Here is a 25,337-nt window from a genome sequence, read left to right as displayed (position 1 = left end):
TGACCGGCCCCGGCGGGCGACCGGAACTGTCAGCGGGCGTCCCTAGGGTTCCCGGCGTGGCACCCGGATCCCCCCTGCAGGCCTCCTTCGAGGACCTCGGCACCCCGCTGGCCGACGTCGTCTTCTGCGTCGTCGACCTGGAGACCACGGGCAGTGGCGAGACCGACCGGATCACCGAGGTCGGGGCCGTCAAGGTGCGCGGCGGTGAGGTGCTGGGTGAGTTCCAGACGCTGGTCAACCCGCAGGCCCACATCCCGCCGCTGATCGCCGTGCTCACCGGGATCACCAACGCGATGGTGGCCGGGGCGCCGGCGCTGGACGAGGTGCTGCCCGCGTTCCTGACCTTCGCCGAGGGCTGCGTGCTCGTGGCCCACAACGCCCCGTTCGACACCGGCTTCCTGCGCCGCGCCTGCGCCGCGCTGGACTACCCCGCGCCGCGCTGGTCGGTCGTGGACACCGCGACCCTGGCCCGGCAGATCCTGCTCCGCGACGAGGTCCGCAACTGCAAGCTGGGGACCCTCGCCGCCCACTTCCGGGCGGCCGTCACGCCCGACCACCGCGCGCTCACCGACGCCCGGGCGACCGTGGACGTGCTGCACGGGCTGATGGAGCGGGTGGGCAACCTCGGGGTGCACACCCTGGAGGACCTGCAGGAGTTCAGCCGCAAGGTGTCGCCGCAGCGGCGCGCCAAGCGGACCTGGGCGGCCGACCTGCCGGATGAGCCCGGGGTGTACCTGTTCGTCGCCGAGCACGGCGGCGAGCGCCAGGTCCTCTACGTGGGCAAGTCCAAGAACATCCGGACCCGGGTGCGCACCTACTTCACCGCCGCCGAGAAGCGGCCGCGGATGGAGGAGATGGTGCGGGTGGCGACCGGGGTGGAGCCGGTGCCGTGCGCCACGCCGCTGCAGGCCGAGGTGGTGGAGCTGCGGCTGATCGCCGCCCACGCGCCGCGCTACAACCGGCGCTCCAAGTACCCCGAGCGGGTCCAGTGGCTGAAGGTGACCGACGAGCCGTTCCCCCGGCTCTCGGTCGTCCGCGCGGTCAAGGACGACGGCGCCACCTACTTCGGACCGTTCTCCCGCCGGCAGGCGGCGGACGACGTCGTGATGGCGGTCTACGACAGCTTCCCGCTGCGCCAGTGCACGCCGCGGCTCAGCCTGGCGGGCACCGGGACGGCCTGCGCCCTCGCCGGGATGGGCCGCTGCTGCGCCCCCTGCGACGGCAGCATCACCCGGGACGACTACGCCGGCGTGGTGGAGCAGGTGCGGGCCGTGCTGTCCCGCGACGCCCGGCCCGCCGTCGCCGGGGTCTCGCACCGGCTCGTCCGGCTGGTCGACCAGCAGCGCTTCGAGGAGGCGGCCACCATCCGGCGGCGGCTGGAGACCCTGACCCGCACCGGCGCCCGCTACCACCGCGTCCGGGCTCTCGCGTCCTGCAGCGAGATCGTCGCGGCCCGGCGGGAGGGCCCGGACTGGGAGATCCACGTGGTCCGCCACGGCCGGCTCGCCGCGGCCGGGGTGGCCCGGCCGCACGACGTGCCGCAGGCGGTGGCCCGCGCGCTGCAGGCGACCGCCGAGACCGTCCGGCCGGCGCCCGACCCGCTGCCCGCGGCCACCATCGAGGAGACCGAGCGGATCGCCGACTGGCTGGAGCGGCCCGGGGTCCGGCTGATGGAGGTGACCGGGGACTGGATGTGGCCGCTGCACGCGGTGGTCGACCACGACACCCTCGTCGAGCACGCCCTCGGTGCCCGGGCCACGCCCCGGCCCGCGGCCGCCGCCGCACTAGGGTGAGCCGCATGTCCGTCGCGCTCGACCACCTGCGCCACATCACCGCCGAGACGGCCCGGTTCCGTGCCCTGCTGGCCGCCGTCGACCCGGCGACCCCGGTCCCCACCTGCCCCGGCTGGGACGCCGACGACCTGCTCTGGCACCTGACCGAGGTCCAGTCGTTCTGGGGCCGGGTGGTCGAGCAGCGCTGCACCGACCCGGAGACGCTGCGGGGCCCGGAGGTCCTCCGTCCGGACGACCGGGCGGCCCTGCTGGCGCTGTCCCGGCGCAGCACCGACGCGCTGGCCCGGACCCTGCGGCGCACGCCGCCCACCACCCCCGTCTGGACCTGGGCCGACGACCAGAGCGCGGGCTTCGTGCTCCGCCGGCAGGCGCACGAGGCGCTCGTGCACCGGGTCGACGCCGAGTGCACCGCCGGTGACCGGACCCCGCTCGACCCGGCGCTCGCCGCGGACGGCGTCGACGAGGCCCTGCGGGTGATGTTCGGCGGGGCGCCCGAGGGAGCCGAGCTCGAGGTCGACGCGGTCGCGACGGTGCGGCTGCACAGCACCGACACCGACGACCGCTGGCTGGTCACGCTCGCCCGCTACACGGGCGCGGTCCAGGAGGGCGTGCCCGGCAGCGGACCGACGCTGTTCATCGCGCCGGAGGACCACGGCCTGCCGACGGCGGCCACGGTCGCGGCGGCGGCCGGCGACCTGGACTGCTGGCTGTGGGGCCGGCCGCCGCTCGGCGACGTCGAGCTGGCCGGCGACGTCCCGGTGCTGGCGGGCCTGCGCGAGGTCGTCGAGTCGGGCATCAGCTGACGGCAGGGGTCGCGCCGGGGCCGGCCCCTAGGATGAGCGGCATGGTCACCGCCATCGTGTTCGTCAAGGCCGAGGTCGCCCGGATCCCGGAGGTGGCCGAGGCCATCGCCGCCCTCAGCGGGGTCAGCGAGGTGTACTCGGTGACGGGGGCGATCGACCTGATCGCGCTGATCCGGGTCGCGCAGCACGACCAGGTGGCCGACGTCGTGGCCGACAGCCTGAACAAGGTGCCCGGGGTGCTGAGCACCGAGACCCACATCGCCTTCCGGGCCTACTCCGCGCACGACCTCGAGGCGGCGTTCTCCCTTGGCGGCTGAGCACCCGCCCTCCGCGCCGGCGTCGCGCCGGCCCCGGCTGTCCGACCGGGCCCTGACGGGGCTGGTGGCGACGCTGCTGCTGGTGCTGCTGGCCACCCTGGTGGCCGGCTGGCTGACGCTGCGCTCCCCCGGGCTCGAGCCGGTGAGCATCCCGTCGCTCAGCCAGGCCTGACCGGCCCACCCGGTCGGCCGCCGCGAGCGGGACCGACCGGCCGCGCCGTCAGAACAGGCTGACCCGCAGGGCCACGGCCACCGCGCAGAGCGCGACGACGCCGAGCAGTCCGGTCACCTGCAGCAACGAGCGGCGGCGGCGCGGTGCATGGGCCAGCACCCAGCCGCTCAGCGCGCCGACGAGGATGCCGCCGACCAGGGTGAGCCAGCCGTAGCCGCTGAAGCCGACGAGCAGCGCGTACAGCACGAGCAGGAGCAGCAGGCCCACGTCGCCGCGGACGTCCTCCCCCGCCTTGCGCTTGCCGATGGCGTTCGCGGCCAGCAGCCCGACGACCGCGGCGGAGGCGGCCAGCGCCCCGCCGAAGGGCGGGCCGAAGACGAAGAAGAGGGTGGTGCCGCCCAGCCCCGCCGTCAGGTAGAGGGCGAGGAAGCGCCAGCGGCCCAGCTCGGACTCGAGGGCCCGGCCCGCGAGCCAGAGCACCACGAGGTTCATCAGCACCCCGAGGAAGCTGCCGGAGCTGAGCGACGCGGTCAGCAGCCGCCACACCTGGCCGGCGGCCACCGCCGCGTTGTCCATGAAGAGGAGGCGGGTGGCCAGCCCGCCGGTGACGAAGTCGAGCAGCCAGACCCCGGCGAGGACGACCATCAGGGCCTTGGTGACCACGCCGCTGTCCGGCCGCACCGTGGCGCCGAACCGCGTCCGCGCCGGGCGGGTGCCGGCCCGGCCACGGTGGACGCACGACGGGCACTGGAACCCCACCGAGGCCGGCTCCATGCACTCGCCGCAGATCGGCTTGCCGCAGCGCTGGCAGCTGATGCCCGTCATCCGCTCCGGATGCCGGTAGCAGCCGAGGAAGCCGGGCGCAGTGAAGTCGGGCCCGGTGGGGTTGGCGCTCACCCGGCGATGTCGACCGACTGGATCACGACGTCGTCGACGGGGCGGTCGTTGCGCCCGGTGCGGACGTTGCCGATCGCGTCGACGACGTCGCGGCTGGCCTGGTCGGCCACCTCGCCGAAGATGGTGTGCCGGCGGTTCAGGTGCGGCGTTGGGCCGAGGGTGATGAAGAACTGGGAGCCGTTGGTGCCGGGACCGGCGTTGGCCATGGCCAGCAGGTAGGGCTTGGTGAAGGCCAGCTCGGGGTGGAACTCGTCGGCGAAGGTGTAGCCCGGGCCACCGGTGCCGGTGCCGAGCGGGTCGCCGCCCTGGATCATGAAGCCGTCGATGATCCGGTGGAAGATCACGCCGTCGTAGAACTTGCCGGTGGTGGAGGCACCGGTGCGCGGGTCCGTGTACTCCTGGGTCCCGGTCGCGAGGCCCACGAAGTTGGCGACGGTCTTCGGGGCGTGGTCGGCGAAGAGGTTGATCGTGATGTCGCCGCGGTTGGTGTGGAGGATGGCGGTCTGTGCCACGTCGGCACCTTCCTGTGTCGTCGTTCCTGGTCGTTTCCGCCGGCCATCCTCCCAGACGCCGCCAACCGTGGCCGCCCCGACGCCCCCGCCCCACCCCGACCAACCCGGACCTCCCGGCGGTACGGTGGCCGTCACGGCGAACCGGAAGTCGCCCGTGCAGACAACGGAGGAAACGTGAAGCGCAAAAACCGCGTCGACGCCGCTCGGAGCAAGGTCCCGCCCGTCACCGAGACCGTCACGACCACCACGACGACGGAGAGGTTCGTCCCGCTGGCGCACTCAGCCGCGGAGCGGATCGCCCCGCTCTACCAGGGCGTGGCCGCCAAGGCCGGCCCGCTGGCCACCGGAGCCGCGGCCGCCGCCGGAGCCGCCCTCCCGCTCGCCCACCAGGTCTACGGCCGAGCCGTCCCGCTCGCCGCCGGCGTGGCGGCGGCCGCCGTGCCGCTGGCCCACCAGGCCTACGAGCGGGCCGTGCCGCTGGCCGCCGCGGCCGGACCGCTGGCCCACCAGGCCTACGAGAAGGCCGCGCCGCTGGCCGGCCAGGCCGTCGGCGCCGTCGCCCCGTACGCCCAGGCCGCCGCCGACCGGGTGGCCCCGCTGACCGAGGCCGCCTCGCTCCGCATCGCCCCCGTGGTCGCCGGCGGTGCCGCCGTGGCGCAGGACGCCGTGAGCAAGGTCGGGCCCGCCCTCGAGACGGCTCGCGACCGCGTGTCCGACGAGCTGCTGCCCCGGGCGGGCACCGCGCTCAGCGCGGCCGCCGCCTCCCCGCTGGCGGTCGAGGTCGTCAAGCGGGGCCGGGCCACCGTCGCCGCGGCCCGGGGCGAGCTCGCGCTGCCGGAGGAGAAGAAGGGCGGCAGCTGGGTGAAGCGGATCGCCGTCGTCGCCGCCCTCGCGGGTGTCGCCGTCGTCGTCGTCCGCAAGCTGCTGGGCGGCGGCCAGGACTCCGGCTGGCAGGCGGCCCGCCCGTCGACGCCCGCGCCGGCCACCCACGCCGCGACCACGCCGACCACCACCACCCCGTCCGACGAGCCGGTCGCCACGGCGGACGACACCGTCGAGACCGGCGCGGTCGAGACGAGCACGGTCGAGACGAGCACGGTCGTCGAGGAGGAGATCACCCCGGTGACGGTCCTCAAGCCGAGCTCCTCGACCTACGGCGAGGGGTCCTACACCGGCACCGAGCCGCCCGAGGGCTTCGTCATCAAGGGCAACGAGAACTCGATGAAGTACCACGTTCCGGACGGCGGCGGCTACGACCAGACCAAGGCCGAGGTCTGGTTCGACAGCGAGGACGCGGCCGAGCGGGCCGGTTTCACGCGCGCCCAGGGCTGAGCAGCAGCACCACCGGAGGGCCGGTCCCCGTCAGGGGACCGGCCCTCCGTCGGTTCCGGCGCCGACCGGGCCGTTAACAACGCCGCCCCTCCGCGGGCCCTCCTGGGTGAGGACCCACGACCAGGAGGACGAGATGGTGGCTGCAGCAGCGCCCTGGGTGGAGGCCGGACCGTTCCGGGCCCACCTGCGGCACCTGATGGACGTCGGCGGGCTGGACGCGACCGAGGTCGCGGTGCTGGCCGGCGTGCCCCCGCGGATGGCGACGTCGCTGGTCCGCGGCCGGAACGGTCGGCCGGTGCGCCGGATCAGCCCGGCCCACGCCCGGGCCCTGATCCGGGTCGGGGCCACCGACGTGCGGGACCTGCGCACCCGCCAGGTGCCGGCCGCGGAGTCCCGGCTGCGGCTGCGGCGGATGCTCGCCGGTCGCGGCGGCGGTCCGCCGGCGCTGGCCGTGGAGCTCGGGGTGGCAGCGTCGTCGCTCGACGAGCTGGCCCACCCCGGCACCGCCTGGTGCAGCGCGCTCGTGGCGCTGCGGCTGCTGACCGCCTCCCGGACCCGCCCCGGCGCCGTCGAGGCGCCCCCGGTGCCGCTCGGGGTGGCGGCATGAGGGCGGGTCCGGGAGCGGGCCGTCCCCCGCCCCGGATCCGTAGGATCGGCGGGTGACCCCGGCGCAGCTGCTCGTGCCGCTGGCCGTGCTGGTCACCGGACTGGTCACGGCGGCGGTGGCCGGACCACTGCTGCGCCGGCTGCCGGAGCCGACGGCGGAGGACCCGCCGGGCTACGCCGAGCTGCCGACGCCCCGCTTCCTGCTGGCCGTGGGGCTCGGCTCGGCGTCGGCGGCCGCCGTCGCCTGGACGGCCCTGCCTGCCACGGTGCAGCCGCTGTGGACGGTGCTGGCCGTCGGCGGGGTGCTGCTGGCCGGCGTCGACCTGGCGACCACCTGGCTGCCGCTGCGCCTGGTGCAGCTCACCTGGGCCGCGATGGCGGTGGCCGCGCTGACCGGGGCCGCGCTCGGCGGCGGCTGGGCGCAGCTGGTCCGCAGTGCGGTCGGGGCGGCGGTGGCGGGTGCGCTCTACCTGCTCGTCTGGACCGCGTCCCGGGGCGGGTTCGGCTTCGGCGACGTCCGCTACGCCCCGCTGCTGGGCGCCGCGGCGGCGGCGCACGGCTGGCGGCTGCTGCTGCTGGCCCTGCTCACCGGGACGCTGGTCGGCGGGGTCGTCGGCCTCGTCCAGCTGGTCCGGCGGCGCCGGGGCGGTTTCGCCTACGCCCCGTCGATGCTCCTCGGGGCCTACCTCGCGGTGCTGACCCGCTGGACCGGCTGAGCCGCGGTCAGGCCGTCGCCGGCGCGGCGGCCGTGAGCACGTAGAGCAGCGCCCGGCCGTAGGCGTCCGCGGCCTCGGGCTCGGGGTCGGTGTGGTGGGCGCGCCCGGGCCCGCTGACCGTGACGACGAAGCCCTCGGGCGTCGCGTCGAGCGAGAGGAACCAGGTCCCCACCAGCTCGCGGAGCTGCTCCTCCCGCGGCAGCCAGACCACCAGGTCGGCCTCGACGGAGTCCAACGCCCACTCCACGGTGCCGTTGAAGTGGAAGCGGGTCTCGCCCTGCAGGGTCACCCGCTCCACCACCATGTCGCTGACGGTGAACACCGACTCGGCGATCTCCTCGCGCGGGATGTAGAACTGGTCGCCGTTGTGCGGCGTCCAGGGGAGCAGGGGGGCCAGGGCGGCGGCCAGGTCGCGCGAGATCACCCGTGCAGTATGTCGCGGCGCTCCCAGCGGCACGCCCGCCCGCGGCCAGGAGCCGGGGGTGGCCCACCCGACTAGGCTCACCCGGTGAGCGCTGCCCCGCGGCCCGGCTGGTATCCCGACCCCGCCGGCACCCCCGACCTCTACCGGTGGTGGGACGGCGCCGACTGGACCGCGGCGATCAGCGAGTCCCCTCGCGCCCCCACCCCGCGGCTGCACTCCCCCGCCCGGCCCGAGGACGACGTCACCCGTCGCCGCCCGTCCCCCTTCCGCACCGTCGTCGCCCTGCTGGTCTGCCTGGCCCTGTTCCTCAGCGCCACCGTCGGCCTCGGGCTGGCGATCTGGGGCGACCGCTCGGGGGTCCAGCGGGGTGCGCGCTCCCCCGGCGCCGCCACCCCGGCGGCCGCTCCGGCCAGCAGCGCCGCGGTCGGCCGCCTCGACCAGTCCAGCCGGGTGGCCACCGTCGGCCCGGTCTCGATGACCCTGCCCGACGCCCCCTACCGGACCCGGCCCGACCCGATGAGCATCCCCCAGCTGCTCGACGCCTGCTTCCTCGCCTGGGCGCCGGTGCACACCCGCTCCCACGGCGCGACGTCGTGGGCCGCTGCGGTGCTGCTCGGCCGGCTGCACCCCGACGTCGGCGCGGGCGGCGACCTCGCCGCCCGCGGCCGGGCGGTCACCGCCCAGCTGGACCGGCTGCTGTTCCGCTCCGCCCCGGTGCAGGTCACCGGCGTCGAGGTGGCCGACCACGCGGTGGACAACCACGCCGGCGTGCTGGTCACCGCCCGGGTGCACTACCGGCTGCCGGACCTGCCCAGCCGCTACGACGACGTCGCGGTGGTGCTGGTCGGCCTGGAGGACGGGTCGGTCGTGCTCGCCGCCACCTCGGTGCCGGACGACGCCGACCCCGGGCTGGCGCGGCAGGCCGCGGACGCGCTGGCGTCGCTCGCCGTCAGCTGACGGCGCTGCGGGTCACGTCGACCCAGCGGGCCAGCGTCTCGGCGGCGCGGCCGGAGGCGATCGCCTCCTCGGCGGCGACCAGCTGCTCGCCGAGCTGCTCGGTCAGCCGCGCCGGGTCGGGCCCGTGGAAGGCCACCAGGGTCGCGGCCGCGTTCAGCACCACGACGTCGTGCACGGGTCCCGGCCGGCCGGCGAGCACGTCGTGGACCACCTGCGCGTTGTGGGCGGGGTCGCCCCCGGTGAGGTCGTCGGCGTCCGCGCGGGCGAGGCCGAGGTCCAGCGGGTCCAGCGCGGTCTCGGTGACCGCACCCCCGACGTGCACCCAGACCCGCGAGCTGGTCGTCGTGGTCAGCTCGTCGAGGCCGTCGCCGCCGTGCACGACCAGCCCCTGGTGGCCGCGTGCGGCGAAGACGCCGGCGACCAGGGCGGCCATCCGCTCGTCGGCGACACCGACGGCCTGGGCGCCGGGCTGCGCCGGGTTGGTCAGCGGCCCGAGGTAGTTGAAGGTCGTGGGGATCCCCAGCTCGCGGCGCACCGGTCCGGCGTGCCGCAGCGCCGGGTGGTAGTGCGGGGCGAAGAGGAACGCGATCCCGGCGGCGTCGGCCACGCCCTGCTGGGCCTCCGGCGGCAGGTCGAGCACCACGCCCAGCGCCTCGAGCACGTCGGCGGAGCCGCAGGCCGAGGAGGCGGCCCGGTTCCCGTGCTTGACCACGCGGGCGCCCGCGCCGGCCGCGACCAGCGCGGCCATCGAGGAGATGTTGACGGTGTTCGAGCGGTCGCCCCCCGAGCCGACGACGTCGACGGCCGGGCCGCCGAGCTCGATCGAGGTGGCGAAGTCGAGCATGGTGTCCGCGAGCCCGGCGATCTCCTCGACCGTCTCCCCCTTGGCCCGCAGGGCGACGACGAAGGCGGCGATCTGCCCGGGCGTCGCCGCGCCGCCCAGGATCTGCTCCATCGCCCAGGCGGTCGCGTCGCGGCTCTGGTCCTGGCCCTGCACCAGGGCCCCGAGCAGCACGGGCCAGCTGGTCACCGGCTGGGCGAGGTCGCGGCGGCGCTGCGCAGCAGGCCGGCGACCACCTCGGGCAGCCGCACCGGGTCCACGGGGTGCTCCAGCACGCCGTCGGCCCGGGACCAGGTGGCCAGCCAGGCGTCGTCGCGGCGGCCGGTGAGCACCAGCACGGGCGGGCAGCGGAAGATCTCGTCCTTGAGCTGGCGGCACAGCCCCATCCCCCCGGGGACGGCCTCGCCGTCCAGGATGGCGAGGTCGACGCCGCCGGCGTCCAGCGCGGTGATGACGGCGGCCTGGGTGGCGACCTCGAGCACCTGCACGGGCAGGTCCCGGGCGACCTTGCGGCCCAGCGCCAGCCGGATGTTCTCGCGCGTCAGCCGGTCGGAGGCGTAGAGCAGGACGGTGGCCACCTCGGCGGACGGCTGCGGGGTGCTGCTCATGGCGTCGATCGTCTCCACTCTCCTCGGACGGCGGGCACGAGCCTAGCGCCCCGGCACCCCCCGACCACCGTGCGCACCGCCGGGTTGCACGGCGCCGCCGGGACGGCCCGCGATACTGGTCGGGTGCAGCTGCGAGGAGTGACCCTGACCCGTGGACGCGTCGTCCCCGCGGCCGTCTCCGTCGTCCTGGTCGGGCTCGGAGCCCTGCTGCCGTACCTGCGGATGCAGTACCTCGACTTCACCGTGCAGGTGGTCGACGCGCGGCTGACGCTCTTCCCGGCGGCGACGCTGGTCCGCGGCGTCGACCCGCAGTGGCTGCCCGCCGCCGACCCCGCGCGCCTGCCCCTGGCGCTCAACGTGTTCAACCTCGGGGCGTCCATGCACCAGATCGGCGCCGTGCTCGCGGTGCTGCTCTGCTGGGCGCTCGTCGTCGACGAGATCAACAAGTTCTTCTGGTGGCCGCTGCACCTGGCCGGCTGGGTCCTGGCGCTGGGGTTCGTCCCGCTCTGGGCCGGCCTCGCGATGCTGCGCTCGGCGGGCGTCGTCGCCGGTCTCGGGGTGGGCTGGGTGCCGCTGACCCTGGCCGGCGTGGTGATCCTCGTCTCCACCTTCCGGGCCCACGCCCGCCTGGACACCTACGGCGGCATCTGAGCGCACCGGCCGCACGGCCGCGGCTCAGCCCCTCCCGGGGCGCGCCCAGGGTGACGGCTTCGGGTCGTGAGGCAATAATGTGCGCGTGGCCACTCACACGCACGCCGTCTCCGGCTCGATGACCAAGCCGGAGGGCGCCCTGCACGCGATCCCCCAGTCCCGTCTGCGGGGTCGGCCCGGCCGCCCGGACATGGTGGCCGTCGGCACCATCGTCTGGCTCGCCTCCGAGCTGATGTTCTTCGCGGCCCTGTTCGCGGCGTACTTCACGATCCGCAACGTGACGAACTCCCAGGCGGCGGGCGGCGGCTTCGAGAGCCTGTGGGCCCAGCAGACCGAGCTGTTGAACGTGCCCTTCGCGGTCGTCAACACGACGGTGCTGGTGGCCAGCTCCTTCACCTGCCAGATGGGCGTCTTCGCCGCCGAGCGCGGCCAGGTCTCCCGCGGCGGCGGCCCGCTCGCCCTCGGCCGGTGGGGGCTGCGCGAGTGGTACATCCTCACGTTCGTCATGGGCGCCTTCTTCATCGGCGGCCAGGTGTACGAGTACGCCGGGCTGATCTCGGAGGGCCTGACGCTGTCCTCCGACGTCTACGGGTCCGTCTTCTACCTCGCGACCGGCTTCCACGGCCTGCACGTGACGGGCGGTCTGATCGCCTTCGTGCTGCTCCTCGGACGCACCTACCTGGCCCGCACCTTCACCCACGAGCAGGCCGTCAGCGCCGTTGTAGTGTCCTACTACTGGCACTTCGTCGACGTCGTCTGGATCGCTCTCTTCGGCGTGATCTACCTGCTGCGCTGACCGGATCCCGCGGACTCCGCGCCGCATCCGCCGCACCCCCCACAACCGAATACCTGTCAGCCCCACAGCAAGAGCGATCACCCTGAGAGGGACCCTCACGTGCGATTCCTGTCCTCCCGACGACGGCACCCGGCAGCCAAGGCGCTGCTGCTGGTGCTGGGGCTCTTCGTCATGGGCGCCTTCTACACGGTGCTCGCGCCGGCCGGCCAGTCGTCGGCCGACACCGGCACCAGCCAGCAGGTCGAGGAGGGCCGGGCCCTCTTCGCCGTCGGCTGCTCCTCCTGCCACGGCCTGAACGGCGAGGGCCAGGCCAGCGGGGAGATCCAGGGCCCGCCGCTGGCCGGCGTCGGCGCCGCCGCGGTCGAGTTCCAGGTCGGCACCGGCCGGATGCCGATGGCGCGGCCCGAGGCCCAGGCCCCGGTCAAGCCCAACCGGTACACCCCGGAAGAGGTCGCCGCCCTGGCCGCCTTCGTCGCGACGATGGGTCCTGGCCCGGAGATCCCCGACCCGTCCCAGTACGACCCGGCCGGCCTGAGCGAGGAGGAGATCGCCCGCGGGGGTGAGCTCTTCCGCACCAACTGCTCGGCCTGCCACAACTTCGAGGGCGCCGGCGGCGCACTGCCGGGTGGCAAGTACGCCCCGTCGCTGTACGGCGTCAGCAACCAGCACATCTACGAGGCGCTGATCACCGGCCCGCAGCAGATGCCGGTCTTCTCCGACGGCGTGCTGAAGCCCGAGGACAAGCGCGAGATCATCGCCTACCTCAACACCCTGCACGAGGAGCCCAGCCAGGGCGGCCTGGAGCTGGGCGGGCTCGGCCCGGTCAGCGAAGGCCTGTGGGGCTGGATCATCGGCATCGGCGGACTCTCGGCGATCGCCGTCTGGATCGCCGCGAAGGGAGCGAAGGCGAAGTGAGTGACCTGGTCCCCCGCGACAGCGGGCACGAGGTGGACGTGGAGGCGCAGCAGCGTGCCGAGCTGGAGACCGCTCGCGACGTCGAGCGCTACCCCGTCCCCGACCCCGGTCTGCCGGAGCACCTGCCCCGGCTGAGCGACGTCGACGACCGCGCCGCCGACCGCGCCACCCGCCAGGTGGCCACCATGTTCGGCCTCGTGCCGGTGCTGGCGGTCCTCTTCGTGGTCATCTACTTCGCGGTCCCGCGCGACGCCGTCTTCCTGGGGCAGAACGCGAAGAACATCGGCCTCGGCGTCACCGCCGGGCTCGCCCTGATGCTGATCGGCGTCGGTGCGGTCCAGTGGGGCCGCCAGCTGATGGACGACCACGAGATGGTCGACCACCGGCACGGTGCGGCCTCCACCCAGGAGGACGTCGAGTACGTCCTGCGCGAGCTGGACGCCGGGACGAACGAGTCCGGCATCCGCCGGCGCAAGATCCTCGGCTACAGCCTCGGGGGCGCGCTCGCCGCCCTCGGCCTGCCCCTGATCGTCAGCTTCGCCGACCTCGGCCCCTACCCGACGAAGCGGGTCCGGGCGGCGACGATCGAGTCGACGATCTGGAAGGAAGGCATCCGCCTCGTCCACGACGTCACCTACGAGCCGATCAAGGCCAGCGAGATGGTGATCGGCCAGCTCGTGAACGCCCAGCCGGAGAACCTGCAGGAGTTCCACGGGACCGAGTACCTGCAGGAGAAGGCCAAGGCCTCGATCATCATCGTCCGGATGGACCCGAACGACATCAAGATCCCCGAGGAGCGCCGCGACTGGCAAGTCGGGGGCATCCTCTGCTACTCCAAGATCTGCACGCACGTGGGCTGCCCCATCAGCCTGTGGGAGCAGCAGACCCACCACCTCCTGTGCCCCTGCCACCAGTCGACCTTCGACCTCGGTGACTCCGGCCTCGTGGTCTTCGGCCCGGCGGCGCGCGCGCTGCCGCAGCTACCCATCACCACCGACGCCGAGGGCTTCCTCGTCGCGCGTCAAGGATTCACCGTGCCGGTCGGCCCGAGCTACTTCGAGCGCGACTCCCGCGGGGACTTCAAAGGAGAATGACCACTGATGGCTAAGCCAGCCACGACCGTCGACGACCAGAAGGCCGTCGAGGCGCACGTCCCGCAGAAGGAGCTGGGTCCCGTCTTCAAGGCGGCCTCCGGCCCCGCGCGCTGGGCCGACGAACGACTGGGCATCGCGACCCTGAGCCGGCCCTTCATCCGCAAGGTCTTCCCCGACCACTGGTCGTTCCTGCTCGGGGAGATCGCGCTCTACTCGTTCATCATCCTGCTGATCACCGGCACGTTCCTCTCGTTCTGGTACAAGCCGTCGATGGCCGAGATCGAGTACGAGGGCACCTACCAGCTGCTCCGCGGCGTCAGCATGTCGGAGTCCTACGCCTCCACGCTGGCGCTCTCCTTCGACATCCGCGGCGGGCTGCTGGTCCGCCAGATGCACCACTGGGCGGCCGCGCTGTTCCTGGCCGCGATGCTGGCGCACAGCCTGCGCGTCTTCTTCACCGGCGCCTTCCGCAAGCCGCGCGAGATCAACTGGGTCATCGGCGTCGCCATGCTGATGATGGGCCTGATCGAGGGCTTCGCGGGCTACTCGCTGCCGGACGACCTGCTGTCGGGCACCGGCCTGCGCTTCGTCGACGGCCTCGTCCGCTCGATCCCGCTGATCGGCACCTGGGCCGAGTTCTTCGTCTTCGGCGGGGAGTTCCCGGGCAGCCTGATCGTGTCGCGGCTCTACATCGTGCACGTCCTGCTGCTGCCGGCGATCATCCTCGGGTTGATCGCGGCGCACCTGGCGCTGGTGGTCTACCACAAGCACACCCAGTTCCCCGGCCCGGGCCGCAACGAGGGCAACGTCGTCGGCTACCCCGTCTTCCCGGTGTACGCCGCCAAGGCCGGTGGCTTCTTCTTCATCGTCTTCGGCCTGCTGACCCTCATGGGCGGGCTGATGCAGATCAACCCGGTGTGGACCTACGGGCCCTACAACCCGGCCGAGGTCACCGCCGGTTCGCAGCCGGACTGGTACATGGGCTTCGTCGAGGGCGGCATCCGGATCATGCCGAACTGGGAGTGGCACCTCGGCGGCACCACCTGGTCGTGGAACGTCGCGATCCCGGGTCTCGGCCTGATGGGTCTCTTCTTCGGCCTGATGGCGGTCTACCCGTTCATCGAGCAGTGGGTCACCAAGGACAAGTCGGAGCACCACATCGCCGACCGTCCGCGGAACGCCCCCACCCGCACCGCCTTCGGTGTGGCGGCGATGACCTGCTACGGCATGCTCTGGATCGGCGGGGGCAACGACCTGGTCGCCACCCAGTTCCGGGTCTCGTTGAACGCGGTGACCTACTTCCTGCGGGTCGCGGTCTTCGTGGCCCCCGTGCTCGCCTTCATCATCACCAAGCGGATCTGCATCGGCCTCCAGCGGGCCGACGAGGAGCGGCTGCTGCACGGTGCCGAGACCGGCGTCATCGAGCGGGACCCCTCGGGCTCCTACTCCGAGCGGCACGCTCCGATCTCGGTCGGGGAGGCCTACACCCTCACCCAGCACAAGCAGCTGCCCGCGCTGCTCCCGGCCCAGGACGGCGACGTCAAGGCGAAGGAGATGCGGATCGAGCAGCTGCGGCGCCGGGCCACCCGGTTCTACTTCCAGGACGACCTGCGCAAGCCGACGCGGGCCGAGCTGGAGGAGGCGCAGCACCACGGTCACGACGACGACCACGCGCTGACCGCCGGCCACGAGGGGAACGGCAGCAGCAACGGCCACCACTCGATCACGGCGGGGACGCAGCAGAACGTCACCCACCAGTAGGCACGCCCGACAGCGCCCCCGGTCCTCGGACCGGGGGCGCTGTCGCGTTCCCGGGAGGCTGTGGGGTTGCTCACGTCACCACCGCGGTGACAACGATCCGGGATCCTGCTGCGTTGGGCCGGGGGTGGACGCGAGCCGCACCACGCGGCCGCCCGCCCCCACGACCGACACGAGCTGAGGACAGTTGAGCACCGACACCCGACCCCTGCAGGACCCCACCCCCCGCGACGGCCGCGACGCGGAGCCGGCGAAGCCCCGGACGGACCTGTCGGCCACGCAGGTGCTGGCCGGCGCGCTGGCGGCGATGACCGCCGCCTACCTCGGTTCCCGGCTCAGCGTCGCCGGCACCGTCGTGGGCGCGGCCCTGGCCAGCGTGGTCGCCGCCGTGGCCAGCAGCCTCTACACCGCCTCGCTGCGCTCGACCCACCAGCGGGTGCGGACGGTCTTCCAGGGGCGGGTGGCCGGCCCGGCCGCGGGCGGGACCGCCCGGCGCGGCTGGTGGTCGCGGCTGTCCTGGCGCACCGTGCTCGTCGCCGCCGTGGCGGCCTTCGCGCTGGCCGGCATCACCCTGACCGGGCTCGAGCTGGCCACGGGCAGTGCCCTGTCCGGCGGTGGCGGCACGACCGTGGGTCGGGTGGTCGAGCCGGGTCCCGCCGCCGCCCCGCAGCCGGCCGCCAGCCCCTCCCCCGCCTCGTCGGAGAGCTCGCCGTCGGTCGCGTCGCCGTCGGCCACCCCGAGCGCCCCGGCGGAGCCGTCCGAGGACGCGACGGCCGCGCCGAGCAGCACCCCGGAGGCGACCCTCGAGCCGTCGTCGGCACCGCCCACCGAGGCACCGGCACCCTCCACCCCGGCCCCCAGCGCCGGCACGCCGAGCGCCGTCCCGACCCCGGCCGCCTCCGCCACGCCGAGCGCCGGCGGCTAGTCGACGGTCTCGCCGGTCGCCGCCCACCAGCGGTGCACCGGCGAGGAGGCCAGGTCGGGCAGCAGGGCCCGGCCCAGGGCGCAGCCCGGCTCGGGCAGCGAGAAGCGGCTGGCCCGGTGCCCCGTCGGCCCGACCGGCGGTTCCGGCAGGTCGGCGCCGACGGCCAGCAGGCTGTCCAGGACGCGCAGCTCGCCGAGCATCCCGGGCAGCCGGCGGTGGGTCGCCGGGTCCAGCCGGGCGTCCTCGACGAGCACCGGCCGGCCCCCGCGCCGGACCTCCGTGCGACTGCGCAGCCGGCCCCCCTGCTGCCCGGTCCGGCCGAGCACCAGCGTCTCCCGCAGCAGCGCCCGGCCGCCGTCCGCGACGGCGAGGTCCAGGCTCCGCGTCACGTCGGCGCCGTCGGCGACGACGAAGGGCTCCCCCGCCCAGCGCAGCCGGCCACCGTCGGCCACCCGGACGTCGACCCGCCAGTCGGCGGGCACGCCACGACCGTCGTAGGCGACCGTCCCCGCCACGTCGACCAGGTCGAGGGTGACCCCGGGCCCGACGTCGACCTCGAGCTCGACGACGTCACCACCGAGCAGCAGGGCCGTCGCCGCCAGCAGCCCGACCCGGCAGCGGTCGTCCGGGCCGTGCAGCCGCTGCGGCCGGAGCAGCCCGCCGCGCAGCACGGTCCGGAGCCGGCCGTGCTCGCGGCGGACCCGCACCACCGTCGGGGGCGTCCGGGCCACCGGACCGGCCGGGAGCAGCATCAGTGGCTGTGCAGCAGGCCGCCGGCGTGCAGGTGCTGGACCGCTCCGTCCGCCCCGGCGTGGACGTGCGGGGCCATCGGCCCGGGGTCGGCCGGCACGAGACCGCCGGAGCGGAACCGCTCGAGCGTCGCCAGCACCCAGCCCCGCAGCTGGGCCACCGAGGCGGGATCGGTGCGGGACAGCGCGATCACCGTGCGGCCGTCGCGGGCGTGCTCGGCGTCGTGCACCATCTGCGCCACGTCCACCCCGACGTGCGGGGCCAGGTCGGTCTTGTTGACCACCAGCACGTCGGCCCGGGCGATCCCGGGCCCGCCCTTGCGGGCCACGTCCCCGCCGCCCGCCACGTCGAGCACGAAGAACTGGGCGTCGACGAGCGCCGGGCTGAAGGTGGCGGTGAGGTTGTCCCCGCCGGACTCCACCAGGACGACGTCCACGGGCGCGAAGTCCCGCTCCAGGTCCTCCACGGCCAGCAGGTTCTGGCTGATGTCGTCGCGGATGGCGGTGTGCGGGCAGGCGCCGGTCTCCACCGCGCGGATCCGCTCGGGGTCGAGGACGCCGGCCGAGCGGAGGAAGCGGGCGTCCTCGTCGGTGTAGATGTCGTTGGTGATCACGGCGAGGCTGAGCTCGTGGCCGAGCTCACGGCAGACCATCGCGATCAGCGAGCTCTTGCCGGTGCCGACGGGACCGGCGACGCCGAGCCGCAGGGCGCGCGGCCCCGGGCCCGGTGGGGAGCCGGCGGTGGACGGGAGGTGGAGGTCAGGCACGGAAGAGCCGCCTTTCGCTGTCGCGGTGCTGCTGACCCCACTGCTCGAGCAGCGGGGCGGTCGGGGCCGGGAGGTCGGCGGCACGGGTGAGGTCGGCGACCCGGGCGACGAGCCCCTCCACCTCGGGCTGGGCGCGGACGGCCCAGGCGACGCCGAGCGCCGGGTCGAAGGGGGCCAGCTTGAGGGCGGCGGCGAGGACGGTCTGCACGTCCTCGAACGCCACCAGCCGCGCCGTCTCCGCCGCCGACAGGCCCGCCTCGGCGGCGGTCACGCCGACGACGACCGCGCGGCACCACACCCGCCCGGCTCCGACGAGGGCCGCCAGGTCCCAGACGGCGGCCGCCAGCCGCAGGTAGCTGCGGCCCAGCAGGTCGGCGGCGTCGCGGAGGACGTCGGACACCGTCCGCGCCCGCCAGGCGGCGTCGAGCGTGACCAGCCCGGCCAGCCGGTCCGGGGCGCCGTCGAGCCAGGTCCGGCGGGCCAGCACCGCCGTGGCCGCCTCCACCTCGGTGACCGTGCGCAGCCGGACGGTCAGGTAGTCCGGTACCGCGGACACGGCCATCCCGGCCTGGAAGGCGGGCTCCACCCCGGCGGACTGGGTGTGCGCCCCGGTGGGCAGCCGCCCGTCCGCCAGCAGCAGGCTCAGGTACGGGGCGGTCATCCGAGCGGGCTCATCAGAAGAGGGAGTACAGCTGGGCGAGCGGCAGCACGGTGGCCGGGGCGGGACGGATCTCGTCGCCGTCGACCTCGATGCGGTGGGTCTCGGGGTCGATGACGATGCTCGGCAGGGCGTCGTTGAGGACCATCGCGGCCTTGCCGACGTCGCGCGTCGGGCGCACGGCCACCAGCTGGTGCTGCAGGCCGAGGGCGTCGGCCAGCCCGTTCTCCAGCGCCGCCGGAGCCACGTAGGTCTGCGACCGGGCGGCGCCGCTGGCGTGGTAGAGCGCCGGCCGCATGAGGACCGGCTGCGGGGTGGGGATCGAGGCGTTCGGGTCGCCGAGGGCGCCGACGACGATGCCGCCGCCCTTGATCACCAGGTCCGGCCGGTGGCCGAAGAACCGTGGGTCCCAGAGCACCAGGTCGGCCAGCTTGCCCACCTCGACCGAGCCGATCTCGTGGTCGACGCCGTGGGAGACCGCCGGGTTGATCGTGTACTTGGCGACGTAGCGGCGGGCCCGGAAGTTGTCGGCGGGCAGCCCGCCGGGCAGCGCGCCCCGGACGTGCTTCATCACGTGCGCCACCTGCCAGGTGCGGGTGATCACCTCCCCGATGCGGCCCATCGCCTGGGCGTCGGAGGAGGTGATGGAGATGGCCCCGAGGTCGTGCAGGTGGTCCTCGGCGGCGATGGTGGTCGCGCGGATCCGGGACTCGGCGAACGCCAGGTCCTCGGGCACGGCCGGGTTGAGGTGGTGGCAGACCATCAGCATGTCGAGGTGCTCCGCGACCGTGTTGACGGTGTGCGGCAGGGTCGGGTTGGTGGAGCCGGGGAGGACGTGGGGCAGCCCGGCGATGGTGAGGATGTCGGGCGCGTGCCCACCGCCCGCGCCCTCGACGTGGAAGGCCGCGATGCTGCGGCCGGCGATGGCCCGGACGGTGTCGGCGACGAAGCCGGACTCGTTGAGCGAGTCGGCGTGCAGGGCCACCTGCAGCCCCCACTCCTCCGCCCCGCGCAGGGCGGCGTCGATCGCCGCCGGGGTGGAGCCCCAGTCCTCGTGCACCTTGTACCCGCCGGCGCCGGCCAGGGCCTGCTCCTCGAACGCGCCGCGGGAGACGGTGTTGCCCTTGCCGAGCAGCAGCAGGTTGACGGGGAAGCCGTCGAGCGCGCGGTGGGCCTGCCGCAGGTGCCAGGCGCCCGGGGTCACGGTGGTGGCCTTGGAACCCTCCGAGGGGCCGGTCCCGCCGCCGCCCAGCGTCGTCAGGCCCGTCGCCAGCGCCTCGTGCACCTGCGACGGGGACAGGAAGTGCACGTGGGAGTCGAAGCCGCCGGCGGTGAGGATGCGGCCCTCGCCGGAGATGACGTCGGTGCCCGGCCCGATCACGAGGGCCGGGTCGACGCCGTCGGCGATGTCGGGGTTGCCGCTGCGACCCAGCCCCACGATGCGGCCGTGGCGGATGCCGACGTCCGCGCGCACGACGCCCCAGTGGTCGAGGACGACCGCGTTGGTGATGACGGTGTCGAGGGCACCCTCGGCGGAGGTCAGCAGCGCCTGGTTGCCCGACTCCCGGATCGACTTGCCGCCGCCGAACACCGACTCCTCGCCGCCGGCGGTCAGGTCCTGCTCGACCTCGATCCACAGGTCGGTGTCGCCGAGGCGGATCTGGTCGCCGGTCGTGGGCCCGTACAGGGCGGCGTAGTCGGCGCGGTCCAGCCGGGCCACCTCAGGCCCCTTGCGCGGGCAGCGGAGCTCCGGACGGCTGAGGTCCCCGGAGCTGGAGACCCGGCACGCGCCGGCGGCCGCGGAGGCGGACGGTCGCGACGGTGCGCGACGCCCCCGGCTCGAAGCGCACGGAGGTGCCGGCGGCGATGTCCAGCCGGAAGCCGTACGCGGCGGCGCGGTCGAAGTCGAGCCCGGTGTTGACGTCGGGCAGGTGCACGTGCGAGCCGATCTGGATCGGCCGGTCGGCGGTGTTGGTGACGGTCAGCTCACCCCGCTCGTCCGGCCCGCGGTCGGCGTTGATCTCGATCGTGCCGGGCCGGACCCGGACCGCACCGGGGCCGTCGCTGGAGGTTCCCGCCATGCCTGCTCCTCGGGGCTGTGCTGCTGATCGGGCCGCTGCCGGACCGGCCTGCTGCTGGATGGGCCTGCTACTGGATGGGCTCGTGCAGGGTGACGAGCTTGCGGCCGTCGGGGAAGGTCGCCTCGACCTGCACGTCGCTGACCATCTCGGCGACACCGGGCATCACCGCGTCGCGTCCGAGCACCTCGCGGCCGGAGCTCATCAGCTCCTCCACGCCCACCCCCTCGCGGGCGCGCTCGACCACCCAGGTGGCGAGCAGGGCGACGGACTCGGGGTAGTTCAGCTTGACGCCGCGGGCGAGCCGGTCCCGGGCCACCATCCCGGCCACGGCCTGCAGCAGCTTCTCGGTCTCCGACGGAGCCAGATTCATCGCCGTGATCCCCTTCGCGGTCGCCGGTGAGCGGTGCGGACGGCGTCACCGTAGCGAGCGATTGTTTCGCCGGCGTTGCGGCTGGCGGCGGCTGGAGCCGGTGACCCTGCGGGTCGAGGGCCACCCGGACCTGCTGCTGAGGTCGACCTCGGCCCGCCGCCCGCCGGCTGAGCGCTGGAGGTCAGGCCGCCCCGGCGCCGTGCCCGGCGGGGACGACCTCGGCGGGCCGCGGCGGGGGCGGCGGGGTGCCGTCGCCGAACGGCCGGCCGCCCAGCTGCTCGCGGCCGTGGGAGGTCAGCCAGCCCGCCAGGTCGGGGCCCTTCGGGACGATCTGGGTCGGGTTGATGTCGACGTGGACGACGTAGTAGTGCTGCTTGATCTGCACGAAGTCGGTGGTGTCGCCGAACCCCGGGGTCTGGAACAGGTCGCGCGCGTACCCCCACAGCGCCGAGAACTCGCTGAGCTTCTGCCGGTTGCACTTGAAGTGGCCGTGGTAGACGGGGTCGAAGCGGGCCAGCGTGGTGAACAGCCGCACGTCGGCCTCGGTGATGGTGTCCCCCACCAGGTAGCGCTGGCCGGACAGCCGCTCCTCCAACCAGTCGAGGGCGGTGAACAGCCGGTCGTAGGCCTTGTCGTAGGCCTCCTGGGAGCCGGCGAAGCCGCAGCGGTACACGCCGTTGTTGACCTCGGTGAACACCCGCTGGGCGACCTCGTCGATCTCGTCGCGGTGCCGCTCGGGGTAGAGCTCCGGGGCGCCGTCGCGGTGGAAGTCGGTCCACTCGGTGGAGAAGTCGAGGGTGATCTGGGGGTAGTTGTTGGTGACCACCTGCCCCGTCGGGACGTCCACCACCGCCGGGACGGTGATCCCGCGCTCGTAGTCGGGGAAGCGCGCGAAGTAGGCCTCCTGCAGCCGCTCGTAGCCGAGCACCGGGTCGCGGCCGCCCTCGTCGAGGTCGAAGGTCCAGCTCCGCTTGTCGTGCGTGGGTCCGGTCAGCCCCAGCGAGATGGCGTCCTCCAGCCCCAGCAGCCGGCGGACGATCAGCGTCCGGTTGGCCCAGGGGCACGCGCGGGCGGCGACCAGCCGGTACCGGCCGGCCTCGACGGGGTAGCCGTCGCGGCCGTCCCGGGTGATCCGGGTGGCGATGTAGTTGGTGTCGCGGGTGAACTCGCTGCCCGTGGTCACGTAGGCGCCCTTGGTGGAGTTGTCGTCGTCCATGGGCCCCAACGTAGACGACGCCGGGGAGGCACCCGGGTGGACCGTCAGCCGTCGCCGGTGGGCGTGCTGGTCGTCGACGTCGGCGTCGAGATCTCGGTGGTCGGGCTGGTCACCCGGTGGCCGTCGGCGTCGGTCACGGCGACCTCGTAGCGGTACACCCGCCCGGGCTCGACGGTGCTGTCGGTCCAGCTCAGCGTCAGCCGGTTCCAGAAGTCCGAGGCGGCCGTCTTCGGCGTCCCGACCGCGACGCCCGGCCCGTCGGTCCCGTCCGCGCGCCGCTCCCGCCGGACGACGGCGTAGCTGAGCAGGCGCTGGTCCCGGTCGGCGTTGGTGCGGGCCTCGACGACGACGCCGGCCGGCTGCTGCCGGAGCACGGGGGCGGTGCTGGCGTCGGTCAGCAGGGGGCCCTGCCCGGGCGTGCGGATGGCGGTGCGCACGGCGAACCGGACCAGACCCTGCTGCGGCTTCCCGTTCACCGCGGTGAACTCGCCGGCGGCGGCGACGTAGGTCGCGTTGCCGACCACGCTCCAGGCGGACTGGCTGGTGCCGGTGAAGGTGCCCGGCGTGAGCTCGGGGAACCAGCTGGAGAGCGCCGGCGCCGGCTGGCCGGCGAAGTTGCCGTAGTGCGCGCCCGGCTGGGCGTTCGTGGCCACCGTGCCGGCGGCCTTCTTCGACACCACCAGGGCCCGGTACCACTGCCGCTTCGTCGCCTCCGGGAAGCCGCCGATGTTCTGGCAGGTGTGGGCGTGCCCGACGACGTAGACGAGCTCGCCGATCGGCGCGACGCCGTAGGTGTCGCCGTGGCAGTCCTGCAGCCACTTCACCGACCCGTCGGCGGGGTTCGCCGCGAACGCACCCTCGAAGTTGCCGCCGCCGTAGGCGTAGCCGCTGCCGTAGACGGTGTCGGCGTCCGCCGTGAGGCTGAGGATCGCCGACTTCGAGCCGTAGTCCCGGACGACGGTGTTGATCCGCCACGGCTTGACCTTGCCGGTCGTGACGTCGACCGCGCCCATCCCGCGGGCGGCGGTGGTGCCGATCTTGTCGAAGCCGCCGCCGATGACGACCTTCTTCTGGTCGGGGGTGGCGACCAGGGCGTTCACCGCACCGGAGGGCTTGGGCGCCCAGCTGGTGAGCTTCCCCGTGGTGCCGTTGACGGCGGCGACACGGGAGCGCGCGGTGGTGCCGACGCGGGTGAACCAGCCCCCGACGTAGACGTTGCTGCCCACCACCGCGAGCGCGTTCACGCGCGTGTTGAAGGCGGGCGCCGCCTTGCGGAGGGCGCCGGTCTTCGCGTCGAAGGCGGCGAACCGGAGCCGCTTGCTGGAACCGACCAGGGTGAAGTCGCCGCCGGCGAAGATGGTCGTGCGGTCGCCGGAGACGGCCAGCGCCTTCACCTGGCCGTTCAGCGCGGCCGGCTTGAAGGTGGTGGTCAGCTTGCCGGTGCTGAGGTTGTAGGCCAGCAGGTTCCGGCGCGCCGTGGTCGAGGTCTTCGGCGCGGCGCCGGCTGGGCGGGCGGTCGTGAAGTCACCGGCGGCGTAGACGGTGCCGCCGACCACCACCTGCGTCCACACGACCCCGTCGACCTGCACCGTGGGCAGGCCGTCGGCGGTGACGACGGCCGAGCTGCGCTCCCGGACCGTCGGGACGGCCGCCTCGGCCGGCGTGGCCGTCCCGGCCACCAGGGCGACGGCGGCCGCCACCCCGGTGAGCGCGCGGCTCCACCGCGTCGACCGTCCCTGCATGCTGGATTCCCCCGCAACGTCTTCGTGCACGGCCCTGCGGACCCCGCACTCCCCGACTCGTGATCGTACCCGTGAGACGTCCGCCGAACCGGCGAACGGAGAGCCGATCGCGGGTGAGCAGGATCGCCAAGACCGGCGTCGACGGGGGATGATGGACGTCGTGCGCTTCCTGAGCCCCCCGCCCGCCCACGACCTGACCTACTCCGACGTCTTCATGGTGCCGCGCCGCTCGTCGGTGACCTCGCGCCTGGACGTCGACCTGGCCAGCACCGACGGCATCGGCACCACCCTGCCGCTGGTGGTGGCCAACATGACGGCCGTCGCCGGCCGCCGGATGGCCGAGACGGTGGCGCGCCGGGGCGGCGTCGCCATCATCCCGCAGGACATCCCGACCGACGTGGTCGCCGACGTGACGGCGAAGGTCAAGGGGTCCTCCCCGCTGTACGACACCGCCGTCTCGGTCGCCCCGCACAGCACCGTCGGGGAGGCGCTGTCGCTGCTGCACAAGCGTGCCCACGGCCTCGTCGTGGTGGTCGAGGACGGCCGGCCGCTCGGCACCGTCAGCGAGGCCGACGCGGCCGGCGCCGACCGCTTCGCGCAGGTGCACGAGGTGATGTCGGACGACGTGCTCACGGTGCCCGCCGGCACCTCGGCGACCGCGATCTTCGACGCCCTCAGCAGCCGCCACCTGAACGCCGCCCTGGTGGTGGAGGACGGCCGGCTGCAGGGCGTGGTCACCCGGAAGGCCGCCCTCCGCTCGACCCTCTACCGGCCGGCGCTCGACGCCGACGGCCGCTTGCTGACGGGCGCCGCCGTCGGCATCAACGGCGACGTGGCGGGCCGTGCGGAGGCGCTGCTCGCCGCGGGCATCGACGTGCTCGTCGTCGACACCGCGCACGGCCACCAGGAGAAGATGCTGCAGGCGCTGAAGAGCGTGCGCGAGGTGCGCGACGGCCAGCTGGAGCGCGGGGGCCGGCGGGTGCCGCTGGTCGCCGGCAACGTGGTCTCCGCCGCCGGGGTGCTCGACCTCGTGGACGCGGGCGCCGACGTGGTGAAGGTCGGCGTCGGACCCGGCGCCATGTGCACCACCCGGATGATGACCGGCGTCGGCCGGCCCCAGTTCAGCGCCGTCCTGGAGTGCGCGGAGGCGGCCCGGTCGGTCGGCCGCTCGATCTGGGCCGACGGCGGGGTCCGGTACCCGCGCGACGTCGCGCTGGCCCTCGCCGCCGGGGCGGGCAGCGTGATGATCGGCTCGTGGTTCGCCGGCACCTACGAGAGCACCGGTGACCTGATGACCGATGCCCAGGGCCGCCAGTACAAGGAGTCCTACGGGATGGCGTCGGCCCGCGCGGTCAAGCTCCGCACCCGCGACTCCTCAGGCTTCGACCGGGCCCGGGCGGCCCTGTTCGAGGAGGGCATCTCGACGGGCCGGATGTACCTCGACCCGGAGCGTCCCAGCGTCGAGGACCTGGTGGACTCCATCGTCGCCGGCGTCCGGAGCAGCTGCACCTACGCCGGGGCCAGCAGCCTCGAGGAGTTCGCCGAGCTCGCGGTGGTCGGCGTGCAGTCCGGCTCCGGCTACGACGAGGGCCGGCCGGTGCACGCCGGCTGGTGACGCGGGGCCGCCCCCGGCGGTT

Annotated in this window: 28 protein-coding genes; 15 read left to right on the top strand and 13 right to left on the bottom strand. The window is 74.4% G+C overall.

What is annotated here, in order from left to right; genetic code table 11:
* The first annotated feature begins 56 nt into the window (after window positions 1-56).
* From BLT72_RS04995 to BLT72_RS04980, 4 genes are read left to right on the top strand one after another with little or no spacing between them, the layout of a single operon-like run.
* Window positions 57-1,793, top strand: coding sequence for a DEDD exonuclease domain-containing protein (locus tag BLT72_RS04995; RefSeq protein WP_091410716.1), 1,737 nt, complete (start codon window positions 57-59; stop codon window positions 1,791-1,793).
* 5 nt (window positions 1,794-1,798) lie between these two features.
* Window positions 1,799-2,596, top strand: a complete 798-nt coding sequence (locus BLT72_RS04990; protein WP_091410715.1) for a maleylpyruvate isomerase family mycothiol-dependent enzyme — start codon at window positions 1,799-1,801, stop codon at window positions 2,594-2,596.
* A 41-nt stretch (window positions 2,597-2,637) separates the two neighbouring features.
* Window positions 2,638-2,913, top strand: coding sequence for an Lrp/AsnC family transcriptional regulator (locus BLT72_RS04985; RefSeq protein ID WP_091410713.1), 276 nt, complete (start codon window positions 2,638-2,640; stop codon window positions 2,911-2,913).
* Window positions 2,903-3,085: a hypothetical protein gene (locus tag BLT72_RS04980; RefSeq protein WP_091410711.1), complete on the top strand. Its 183-nt coding sequence runs from the start codon at window positions 2,903-2,905 to the stop codon at window positions 3,083-3,085. The genes BLT72_RS04985 and BLT72_RS04980 overlap by 11 nt, the downstream gene beginning before the upstream one ends.
* Window positions 3,086-3,133: 48 nt before the next feature.
* On the opposite strand, the gene BLT72_RS04975 is transcribed toward BLT72_RS04980, so the two are convergent.
* On the bottom strand, window positions 3,134-3,982 hold the full coding sequence (locus tag BLT72_RS04975; RefSeq protein ID WP_091410709.1) for a rhomboid family intramembrane serine protease: 849 nt from the start codon (window positions 3,980-3,982) through the stop codon (window positions 3,134-3,136).
* Complete coding sequence (locus BLT72_RS04970) at window positions 3,979-4,494, bottom strand: peptidylprolyl isomerase (protein WP_091410708.1); 516 nt, start codon at window positions 4,492-4,494, stop codon at window positions 3,979-3,981. Before BLT72_RS04970 ends, BLT72_RS04975 begins: the two co-directional genes overlap by 4 nt.
* Before the next feature lie 174 nt (window positions 4,495-4,668).
* Between BLT72_RS04970 and BLT72_RS04965 the strand changes: the two genes are divergently transcribed.
* From BLT72_RS04965 to BLT72_RS04955, 3 genes are all read left to right on the top strand, one after another.
* Window positions 4,669-5,826, top strand: a complete 1,158-nt coding sequence (locus BLT72_RS04965; RefSeq protein WP_091410706.1) for a sunset domain-containing protein — start codon at window positions 4,669-4,671, stop codon at window positions 5,824-5,826.
* A gap of 133 nt (window positions 5,827-5,959) precedes the next feature.
* Window positions 5,960-6,433 carry a hypothetical protein gene (locus tag BLT72_RS04960; RefSeq protein WP_157720300.1) on the top strand — a complete coding sequence of 158 codons (474 nt, stop codon included), beginning with the start codon at window positions 5,960-5,962 and terminating at the stop codon, window positions 6,431-6,433.
* A 52-nt stretch (window positions 6,434-6,485) separates the two neighbouring features.
* Complete coding sequence (locus BLT72_RS04955) at window positions 6,486-7,148, top strand: prepilin peptidase (RefSeq protein ID WP_091410703.1); 663 nt, start codon at window positions 6,486-6,488, stop codon at window positions 7,146-7,148.
* Window positions 7,149-7,155: 7 nt separating this feature from the next.
* On the opposite strand, the gene BLT72_RS04950 is transcribed toward BLT72_RS04955, so the two are convergent.
* Entirely contained in the window at window positions 7,156-7,572 is a 417-nt protein-coding gene (locus tag BLT72_RS04950; RefSeq protein ID WP_091410701.1) for a hypothetical protein, read from the bottom strand.
* Between the two features lie 84 nt (window positions 7,573-7,656).
* Here BLT72_RS04950 and BLT72_RS22680 point away from each other — a divergent pair, with 84 nt between their 5' ends.
* Window positions 7,657-8,529 (top strand): DUF2510 domain-containing protein, encoded by an 873-nt coding sequence (locus BLT72_RS22680; RefSeq protein WP_091410699.1) that lies wholly within the window; start codon window positions 7,657-7,659, stop codon window positions 8,527-8,529.
* On the opposite strand, the gene trpD is transcribed toward BLT72_RS22680, so the two are convergent.
* Both trpD and BLT72_RS04935 read right to left on the bottom strand, forming a co-directional pair.
* The gene (trpD, locus tag BLT72_RS04940) at window positions 8,522-9,559 is read right to left on the bottom strand and encodes an anthranilate phosphoribosyltransferase (RefSeq protein WP_091410697.1); all 1,038 of its coding nucleotides are present in this window, start codon (window positions 9,557-9,559) and stop codon (window positions 8,522-8,524) included. The two genes, BLT72_RS22680 and trpD, sit on opposite strands and share 8 nt — an antisense overlap.
* On the bottom strand, window positions 9,556-9,978 hold the full coding sequence (locus BLT72_RS04935) for a response regulator (protein WP_091416735.1): 423 nt from the start codon (window positions 9,976-9,978) through the stop codon (window positions 9,556-9,558). Before BLT72_RS04935 ends, trpD begins: the two co-directional genes overlap by 4 nt.
* A gap of 123 nt (window positions 9,979-10,101) precedes the next feature.
* On the opposite strand from BLT72_RS04935, the gene BLT72_RS04930 reads away from it, so the two are divergent.
* From BLT72_RS04930 to BLT72_RS04905, 6 genes are all read left to right on the top strand, one after another.
* Entirely contained in the window at window positions 10,102-10,629 is a 528-nt protein-coding gene (locus BLT72_RS04930; RefSeq protein ID WP_157720299.1) for a hypothetical protein, read from the top strand.
* Between the two features lie 85 nt (window positions 10,630-10,714).
* Window positions 10,715-11,425 carry an aa3-type cytochrome oxidase subunit III gene (gene ctaE / locus BLT72_RS04925; RefSeq protein ID WP_483423482.1) on the top strand — a complete coding sequence of 237 codons (711 nt, stop codon included), beginning with the start codon at window positions 10,715-10,717 and terminating at the stop codon, window positions 11,423-11,425.
* A 99-nt stretch (window positions 11,426-11,524) separates the two neighbouring features.
* Entirely contained in the window at window positions 11,525-12,340 is an 816-nt protein-coding gene (qcrC, locus tag BLT72_RS04920; RefSeq protein ID WP_091410692.1) for a cytochrome bc1 complex diheme cytochrome c subunit, read from the top strand.
* A gap of 32 nt (window positions 12,341-12,372) precedes the next feature.
* The gene (qcrA, locus tag BLT72_RS04915; RefSeq protein WP_091416729.1) at window positions 12,373-13,434 is read left to right on the top strand and encodes a cytochrome bc1 complex Rieske iron-sulfur subunit; all 1,062 of its coding nucleotides are present in this window, start codon (window positions 12,373-12,375) and stop codon (window positions 13,432-13,434) included.
* Window positions 13,435-13,440: 6 nt separating this feature from the next.
* A complete protein-coding gene (gene qcrB, locus BLT72_RS04910; RefSeq protein WP_091410690.1) occupies window positions 13,441-15,195 on the top strand; it encodes a cytochrome bc1 complex cytochrome b subunit in 1,755 nt (584 codons plus the stop codon).
* Window positions 15,196-15,379: 184 nt separating this feature from the next.
* A complete protein-coding gene (locus tag BLT72_RS04905; RefSeq protein WP_091410687.1) occupies window positions 15,380-16,117 on the top strand; it encodes a hypothetical protein in 738 nt (245 codons plus the stop codon).
* Here the strand turns inward: BLT72_RS04905 and BLT72_RS04900 are convergent.
* The 8 genes from BLT72_RS04900 to BLT72_RS04865 form a co-directional block, all read right to left on the bottom strand.
* The gene (locus BLT72_RS04900) at window positions 16,114-16,869 is read right to left on the bottom strand and encodes an urease accessory protein UreD (protein ID WP_091410683.1); all 756 of its coding nucleotides are present in this window, start codon (window positions 16,867-16,869) and stop codon (window positions 16,114-16,116) included. The two genes, BLT72_RS04905 and BLT72_RS04900, sit on opposite strands and share 4 nt — an antisense overlap.
* Complete coding sequence (ureG, locus tag BLT72_RS04895; RefSeq protein WP_091410681.1) at window positions 16,869-17,633, bottom strand: urease accessory protein UreG; 765 nt, start codon at window positions 17,631-17,633, stop codon at window positions 16,869-16,871. Before ureG ends, BLT72_RS04900 begins: the two co-directional genes overlap by 1 nt.
* Complete coding sequence (locus BLT72_RS04890) at window positions 17,626-18,294, bottom strand: urease accessory protein UreF (RefSeq protein ID WP_091410679.1); 669 nt, start codon at window positions 18,292-18,294, stop codon at window positions 17,626-17,628. The genes ureG and BLT72_RS04890 overlap by 8 nt, the downstream gene beginning before the upstream one ends.
* A 13-nt stretch (window positions 18,295-18,307) precedes the next feature.
* Window positions 18,308-20,011, bottom strand: coding sequence for an urease subunit alpha (locus BLT72_RS04885; protein ID WP_091410677.1), 1,704 nt, complete (start codon window positions 20,009-20,011; stop codon window positions 18,308-18,310).
* 1 nt (window position 20,012) lies between these two features.
* On the bottom strand, window positions 20,013-20,372 hold the full coding sequence (gene ureB / locus BLT72_RS04880) for an urease subunit beta (protein ID WP_091410675.1): 360 nt from the start codon (window positions 20,370-20,372) through the stop codon (window positions 20,013-20,015).
* A 67-nt stretch (window positions 20,373-20,439) separates the two neighbouring features.
* Entirely contained in the window at window positions 20,440-20,742 is a 303-nt protein-coding gene (locus tag BLT72_RS04875; protein ID WP_091410673.1) for an urease subunit gamma, read from the bottom strand.
* A gap of 181 nt (window positions 20,743-20,923) precedes the next feature.
* Window positions 20,924-21,958 (bottom strand): glutathione S-transferase family protein, encoded by a 1,035-nt coding sequence (locus BLT72_RS04870; RefSeq protein WP_091410671.1) that lies wholly within the window; start codon window positions 21,956-21,958, stop codon window positions 20,924-20,926.
* Window positions 21,959-22,002: 44 nt separating this feature from the next.
* Window positions 22,003-23,700: a WD40 repeat domain-containing protein gene (locus BLT72_RS04865; RefSeq protein ID WP_091410669.1), complete on the bottom strand. Its 1,698-nt coding sequence runs from the start codon at window positions 23,698-23,700 to the stop codon at window positions 22,003-22,005.
* 151 nt (window positions 23,701-23,851) lie between these two features.
* On the opposite strand from BLT72_RS04865, the gene BLT72_RS04860 reads away from it, so the two are divergent.
* Entirely contained in the window at window positions 23,852-25,315 is a 1,464-nt protein-coding gene (locus BLT72_RS04860; protein WP_197677206.1) for a GuaB1 family IMP dehydrogenase-related protein, read from the top strand.
* The last annotated feature ends 22 nt before the right edge of the window (window positions 25,316-25,337 follow it).

Source organism: Friedmanniella luteola (assembly GCF_900105065.1).
Classification (GTDB): Bacteria; Actinomycetota; Actinomycetes; order Propionibacteriales; family Propionibacteriaceae; genus Microlunatus; species Microlunatus luteolus.
The sequence above is the reverse complement of the archived record's forward strand: the minus strand, read 5'-3'. Positions and strand labels throughout refer to the sequence as shown.